The sequence below is a fragment of the Intestinimonas sp. genome, from assembly GCF_026169115.1.
Taxonomy (GTDB): Bacteria; Bacillota; Clostridia; order Oscillospirales; family Oscillospiraceae; genus Intestinimonas.
On the sequence record NZ_JAPFEA010000065.1, the window covers coordinates 1 to 6,141 of the forward strand.

Sequence of the window (6,141 nt, forward strand, 5' to 3'; positions counted from 1 at the left end):
AGCGAAGCAATATGGGAACCCGGCAAAAGGCGGAACGCCTTTTGCTGGGAGAGCCGGAACAGCGGAGCGAACGAAGCCTGCCGCTTGCGGCAGGATGAGGGATGCGCAGCTTGTGACGGCGAGGGGAGAGGACGAGCAAGGGAGCGGAGCGCGTTTTCGCCGTCAGGCGGAAACAAAACGAAGCGGACTTTGCGAGGACGTGGGAAAACCCTTGTTTTGCGCAGGATTTATGATATACTATTGGGGCATTTACGGCTGCGCCGGGCAGCGTGTGGCCCAGTGGGGCCGCCTTCCGGCAGGGCGGCGGAACATAGAAGACGAAGGAGAACGACATGATAACAGTCACCGACCTCAGCTTACAGTACAGCGGACAGGCCCTCTTTTCCCATGTGGACCTGCAATTCGTCAAGGGGAACTGCTACGGCATCATCGGCGCCAATGGCGCCGGCAAGTCCACCTTTTTGAAGATCCTCTCCGGGGAGTTGGAGCCCACCTCCGGCGAGGTGTCCATCCTGCCCAAGACCCGCATGTCCGTCCTCAAGCAGGACCAGAACGCCTACAACGCCTACACAGTCATGGACACCGTCATCATGGGCAACCAGCGGCTCTACGACATCGGCAAGGAGAAGGAGGCCCTCTACGCCAAGGAGGAGATGACCGAGGAAGACGGCATCCGGGCCTGCGAGCTGGAGGAGGAGTACGCCGAGCTGGGGGGCTGGGAGTCTGAGTCCGATGCCAGCCGTATCCTCCAGGGCCTGGGCATCCCCGTGTCCATGCACTATGACGTCATGGAGAACGTGGATGGCCGCCTGAAGGTGAAGGTCCTGCTGGCCCAGGCCCTCTTCGGCAATCCCGACATCCTCATGATGGACGAGCCCACCAACAACCTGGACATCAACGCGGTGAACTGGCTGGAGGACTTTTTGTTGGACTTCGAGGGCACCGTCATCGTGGTCAGCCATGACCGCCACTTCCTCAACACCATCTGCACCCACATCGTGGACATCGACTACAACAAGATCAAGATGTATGTGGGCAACTACGACTTCTGGTACGAGTCCTCCCAGCTGGTGCAGAACCTCATCAAGAACCAGAACAAGAAGAACGAGGAGAAGATCCGGGAATTGCAGGAGTTCATCTCCCGCTTCTCCGCCAACAAGTCCAAGTCCAAGCAGGCCACCGCCCGGCGGAAGCTGCTGGACAAGCTCTCCGTGGAGGAGATGCCCGCCTCCTCCCGGCGCTACCCCTGGGTATCCTTCTCCCCTGACCGGGAGGTGGGCAAGGACATCCTCTTTGTCACCGAGGTCTCCAAGACCGTGGACGGGGTCAAGTTGCTGGATAAGGTGAGCTTCACCGTGGGCCACGGGGACAAGATCGCCTTCGTGGGTGAGAACGAGAACGCCCACACCGCCCTCTTCAAGATTCTCACCGGCGAGTGGGAGCCCGACGAGGGCACCGTGAAGTGGGGTCAGACCGCCACCTATTCCTACTTCCCCAAGGACAACACCGAGTTCTTCAAAGACAACGACGACAACTTGGTGGAGTGGCTCCGCCAGTTCTCCTCCGACCCCCACGAAGCCTATCTCCGGGGCTTCCTGGGCCGGATGCTCTTTTCCGGCGACGACGTCTACAAGCAGGTCAAGGTCCTCTCCGGCGGCGAGAAGGTGCGGTGCATGCTCTCCCGGATGATGCTCTCCGGGGCCAACGTGCTGCTGCTGGACCAGCCCACCAACCACCTGGACCTGGAGTCCATCGCCGCCGTCAACAACGGCCTGGAGGCGGTGAAGTGCAACGTGCTCTTCTCCTCCCACGACCACCAGCTGGTCCAGACCGTGGCCAACCGCATCTTCGACTTCACCCCCGACGGCAAGCTCATTGACCGGCAGATGTCCTACGACGAGTACCTGGAGCGCATGGCCCAGGAGGGCGCACAGGGGTAAGAACGTCTCCCGCTTGCAGGGGCGGCCTGTGGCCGCCCTCCACCTTTTGGCTTCCCCTGGGGGTCTGACTGTCCGGTGGACAGTCAGATGAAATCATATCCTCCTTGACCCGTGCTGTCGAGCGCAGCGAGACTGATGAGGGGAAAGGCTGGTCTGTTTCCAACGTTTCCCCTCATCCGCCTCGGTGTGCGCACTGGGGCACCTTCCCCCAGGGGAAGGCTCGGGGTGCAGCCCTCGGTCCACCGATACAGGACCATCTTCCGGCCCTGTCATTCTGAGGCCGAAGGCCGAAGAATCCGTCTTCCTGTTCCCTGATGTTGCAGGAAAGGACGGGGGAGACGGGTCCTTCGCTGACGCTCAGGACGACGCGGGCGCAGGGGCCGATGTCCTCATCGGCCCGGACATCCGCGCGCTATGATTCGGTATGCGGCCCATTGTTCACCGTAGGGGCGCACCTGTGTGTGCGCCCGCCGAGGATGGCCGCCACATTGCTTTGGAGCATGTAGGGGCGGCTATCAGCCGCCCGGCGCACTACGCCATTCGTAGGGCGCGGCTTCCCAGACGCGCCCACCTGTATAGCTCCCCCTTGACGGGGGAGCTGTCACCGAAGGTGACTGAGGGGGGTGAAGGGGACGGCAAACCACGCGGAAGCCATTGTCCTGCCCACCCTCATCGGCCCGCCCGCGCGCACAGGCGCAGCTCCTCCATGAGGGCGGCCCCCAGGCGGAAGCCCCGGCGGAAGGACTCGCGGGTATAGCAGTCCTGGAGCCGGCCCAGGGCCGACCAGAATTCGTCCAGAAAGGCGTCGGACAGGACCTCGGCCACCCTCTGACAGTAGGGGTCCAGAGCTTTTTGGGCCGTCTCCGCCCCCGGACAGGGCGACTGGGGCGCGCTGGCTTCATTGAGCAGATCAAGAACAGAGTTCAAATTCTTCACCTCTTGCGTAGTTTTACTACGTAAGAATTATACGAAGAAATCATTCGCTTGTCAAGAGGGGGATGCTATGGTCCCGTTTTCTGAGCGTCTTCGGGAAGTGCGGAATCTCCGGGACAAAAAACAGCGGGAGGCCGCCGATATCTGCGGGGTTTCTCTGCGGACCTATCAGCTCTATGAGCAGGGGAAAAACGAGCCCAACATCGCCCGGCTCATCGCCCTGGCGGATTTTTTTGACGTGTCGCTGGATTATCTGCTGGGGCGTGCTGACACGGACCCGAAATTGTGATATACTTACCAACGACCCTATTTGAGAGGACTGTAACGCATGCGCAAAGAACTTGTACTGCCGGTGACCGCCATCGCAGGCGGCGCCATCGGCTTTTTCCTGCGGCGGCGGGAGCTCCTCACCGCCTTCGAGCCGGACACCGGGCTCCCCGTGGAGGGCATGCCGGTGACCTGGGCCCTCATCGCCCTGTCGGCGGCGGTGGCCCTGGTCCTACTGCTGCTGTCCCTGGGGGTGGGCAAGGGGTTCGAGGGCGGCTATGACGAAGCCTTTCAGGCCCGGGACGTGGCCCCCTACATGATGGGCATGACGGCGGGGGCCTTCCTCACCGCCGCCGCCGGGGCCCTCCTGCTCCTCCGGCTCCCCCGGCTCTATGCCCAGGCCAAAATGGAGACCGGCGGCTTCCCCATGCTCAGCCTGACGCCCATGGTCCTCCTCTCCGTGCTCAGCCTGGCGGCGGCCTGGTCCATGCTCATGCTGGGCAAGAACAACTACCGGGGCGAGGGAAAGGGCAAGTACAGCGCCTGGCTCCTCCTCCCCGCTTATACCTGCTGCATGTGGCTCATCGTCTCCTACCAGGAGCACAGCGGCGACCCCATCATCCTGGATTACGTCTACCAGCTCTTCTCCGTCATCGCGGCGGTGCTGGGCTGCTACTTCATCTCCGGCTTCGGCTTTGGCCGGGCCCGTCCGGCCGCCGCCGTCTTCTTCTCGGCGGAGGCCATGTACTTTGCCATGGTCACCCTGGCCGACGCCCATGAGCCGGCCTTCCTGCTCCTGTACGCCGGCTGCTTCTTCTACTTCGCCGCCTCCTCTGTGGCCCTGCTGTGCAACCTGGGCCGCCCTCTGGGGCCGCGAATGCCGGAGGGCAAGCGCCTGCTCACGGAAGAGAAAATGAATAGGGAGGAAAAACCCCATGAAGGATAAGTTCTATCTCACCACCCCCATCTACTACCCCTCGGATAAGCTCCACATCGGCCATGCCTACTGCACCGTAGCCACCGACACCATCGCCCGCTACCACCGGCTCAAGGGCGAGGAGGTCATGTTCCTCACCGGCACCGACGAGCACGGCCAGAAGATCGAGGACAAGGCCAAGGAGGCCGGCGTCACCCCCAAGCAGTTTGTGGACGACATCGTGGAGGGTCCCCGGGGCGTGCTGGACCTGTGGAAGCTCATGAACATCTCCAACGACCGCTTCATCCGCACCACCGACGACTACCATGAGCACTCCGTCCAGAAGATCTTCAAGCAGCTCTATGACCAGGGCGACATCTACAAGGGCAAGTATGTGGGCAAGTACTGCAAGCCCTGCGAGTCCTTCTGGACCGAGAGCCAGCTCAAGGACGGCAAGTGCCCCGACTGTGGCCGGGAGGTCCAGGACGCCGAGGAGGAAGCCTACTTCTTCCGCCTTTCCAAGTACGCCGACCGCATCCAGCACCTGCTGGAGGACACCGACTTCCTCCAGCCCCGCAGCCGGGTCCACGAGATGGTCAATAATTTCATCAAGCCCGGCCTGGAGGACCTGTGCGTCTCCCGGACCAGCTTTACCTGGGGCGTGCCCGTGGACTTTGACCCCGGCCACGTGGTCTATGTGTGGATCGACGCCCTCTCCAACTATATCACCGCCCTGGGCTACGGCAACGACAAGTACCACGACTATGAGAAGTTCTGGCCCGCCGACGTCCACATCGTGGGCAAGGAGATCGTCCGCTTCCACGCCATCATCTGGCCCGCCATCCTCATGGCCCTGGACCTGCCCCTCCCCAAGAGGGTCTTCGGCCACGGCTGGCTCCTGCTGGACGGCGGCAAGATGTCCAAGTCCAAGGGCAACGTGGTGGACCCCTACCTCCTCTCCGAGCGGTACGGGGTGGACGCCCTGCGCTTCTTCCTCATGCGGACCTTCCCCTTCGGCTCCGACGGCAACTTCTCCAACGAGGCCCTCATCAACACCATCAACGTGGACCTGGCCAACGACCTGGGCAACCTGGTCAGCCGGACCACCGCCATGGTGCAGAAGTACTTCGGTGGGACCCTGCCCGCCGGCTGCGGCAAGTGGGCTGAGCCCACCCAGCCTGACCGGGAGCTGCTGGAGCTCTCCGCCGCCCTCCGGGGTAAGTATGCCGAGGCCATGGACGCCTACGCCCCCCACAAGGCCCTGGAGGAGGTCTTCAAGGCCATCCAGCGGGCCAACAAGTATATCGACGAGAACACCCCCTGGACCCTGGCCAAGGACCTGGAGGCCAACGGCCCCCGGCTGGCCCACGTGATGTATAACCTGCTGGAGTGCGCCCGCATCTGCGGCGTCCTCCTCACCCCCTTCATGCCCGGCAGCATGGAAAAGCTCTTCGCCCAGATCGGCGCGGACGCCGGGGTCCAGACCTGGGAGAGCGCCGGGACCTGGGGCCTGCTGCCCGAGACCGCCGCCGTCACCAAGGGGGAGAACCTCTTCCCCCGCATCGACATGGAAAAGGAGCTGAAGGAATTGGAGAACCTGGAGAAGAAGCCCGAGGAGGTCAAGGCCCCCGAGGCCCCCAAGGCCGAGGCCAAGCCCGCCCCCGCCGCCCCCGACTATATCAACATTGACGATTTCAGCAAGGTGAAGTTCGTCACCGCCAAGGTCCTGGCCTGCGAGGCCGTGCCCAAGTCCAGCAAGCTGCTGCGCTTCACCCTGGACTGCGGCGAGGGCTTCCCCCGGCAGATCCTCTCCGGCATCCACGAGTGGTACGAGCCCGAGGAGCTGGTGGGCAAGACCGTGGTGGCCTGCACCAACCTCAAGCCCCGGAAGATGATGGGCATCATGTCCAACGGCATGCTCATTTCCGCCGTCAAGGAGGAGCCCGACGGCACCGAGAAGCTCCACCTGGTCATGCTGGACGATAAGGTCCCCGCCGGCTACGGCCTGTGCTGATTTCCCTTTTGAGAAGATAAGCGCATATAACCCCCAGGGGGGGGGGGCCACGGGCGCCCCCCCCGGGGGGG

At 63.0% G+C, this 6,141-nt stretch carries 5 protein-coding genes; 4 read left to right on the top strand and 1 reads right to left on the bottom strand.

Annotated elements, in window-relative coordinates; genetic code table 11:
- Positions 1-332: 332 nt before the first annotated feature.
- Complete coding sequence (locus tag Q0Y09_RS06220) at positions 333-1,940, top strand: ABC-F family ATP-binding cassette domain-containing protein (protein WP_297719206.1); 1,608 nt, start codon at positions 333-335, stop codon at positions 1,938-1,940.
- Positions 1,941-2,609: 669 nt separating this feature from the next.
- Here Q0Y09_RS06220 and Q0Y09_RS06225 read toward each other — a convergent pair.
- A complete protein-coding gene (locus Q0Y09_RS06225; protein ID WP_297719211.1) occupies positions 2,610-2,867 on the bottom strand; it encodes a hypothetical protein in 258 nt (85 codons plus the stop codon).
- A 76-nt stretch (positions 2,868-2,943) separates the two neighbouring features.
- Between Q0Y09_RS06225 and Q0Y09_RS06230 the strand changes: the two genes are divergently transcribed.
- The 3 genes from Q0Y09_RS06230 to metG are packed head-to-tail and all read left to right on the top strand — an operon-like array spanning position 2,944 to position 6,070.
- Positions 2,944-3,162, top strand: coding sequence for a helix-turn-helix transcriptional regulator (locus Q0Y09_RS06230; RefSeq protein ID WP_297719213.1), 219 nt, complete (start codon positions 2,944-2,946; stop codon positions 3,160-3,162).
- A 39-nt stretch (positions 3,163-3,201) separates the two neighbouring features.
- Entirely contained in the window at positions 3,202-4,086 is an 885-nt protein-coding gene (locus Q0Y09_RS06235) for a hypothetical protein (protein ID WP_297719216.1), read from the top strand.
- On the top strand, positions 4,076-6,070 hold the full coding sequence (metG, locus tag Q0Y09_RS06240) for a methionine--tRNA ligase (RefSeq protein WP_297719220.1): 1,995 nt from the start codon (positions 4,076-4,078) through the stop codon (positions 6,068-6,070). Before Q0Y09_RS06235 ends, metG begins: the two co-directional genes overlap by 11 nt.
- The last annotated feature ends 71 nt before the right edge of the window (positions 6,071-6,141 follow it).

Excerpts from the sequence above, each read along its gene's own strand:
- Q0Y09_RS06220 (WP_297719206.1), top strand. The coding sequence starts at position 333 with ATGATAACAGTCACCGACCTCAGCTTACAGTACAGCGGACAGGCCCTC.
- Q0Y09_RS06230 (WP_297719213.1), top strand. The coding sequence starts at position 2,944 with ATGGTCCCGTTTTCTGAGCGTCTTCGGGAAGTGCGGAATCTCCGGGAC.
- Q0Y09_RS06235 (WP_297719216.1), top strand. The coding sequence starts at position 3,202 with ATGCGCAAAGAACTTGTACTGCCGGTGACCGCCATCGCAGGCGGCGCC.
- metG (WP_297719220.1), top strand. The coding sequence starts at position 4,076 with ATGAAGGATAAGTTCTATCTCACCACCCCCATCTACTACCCCTCGGAT.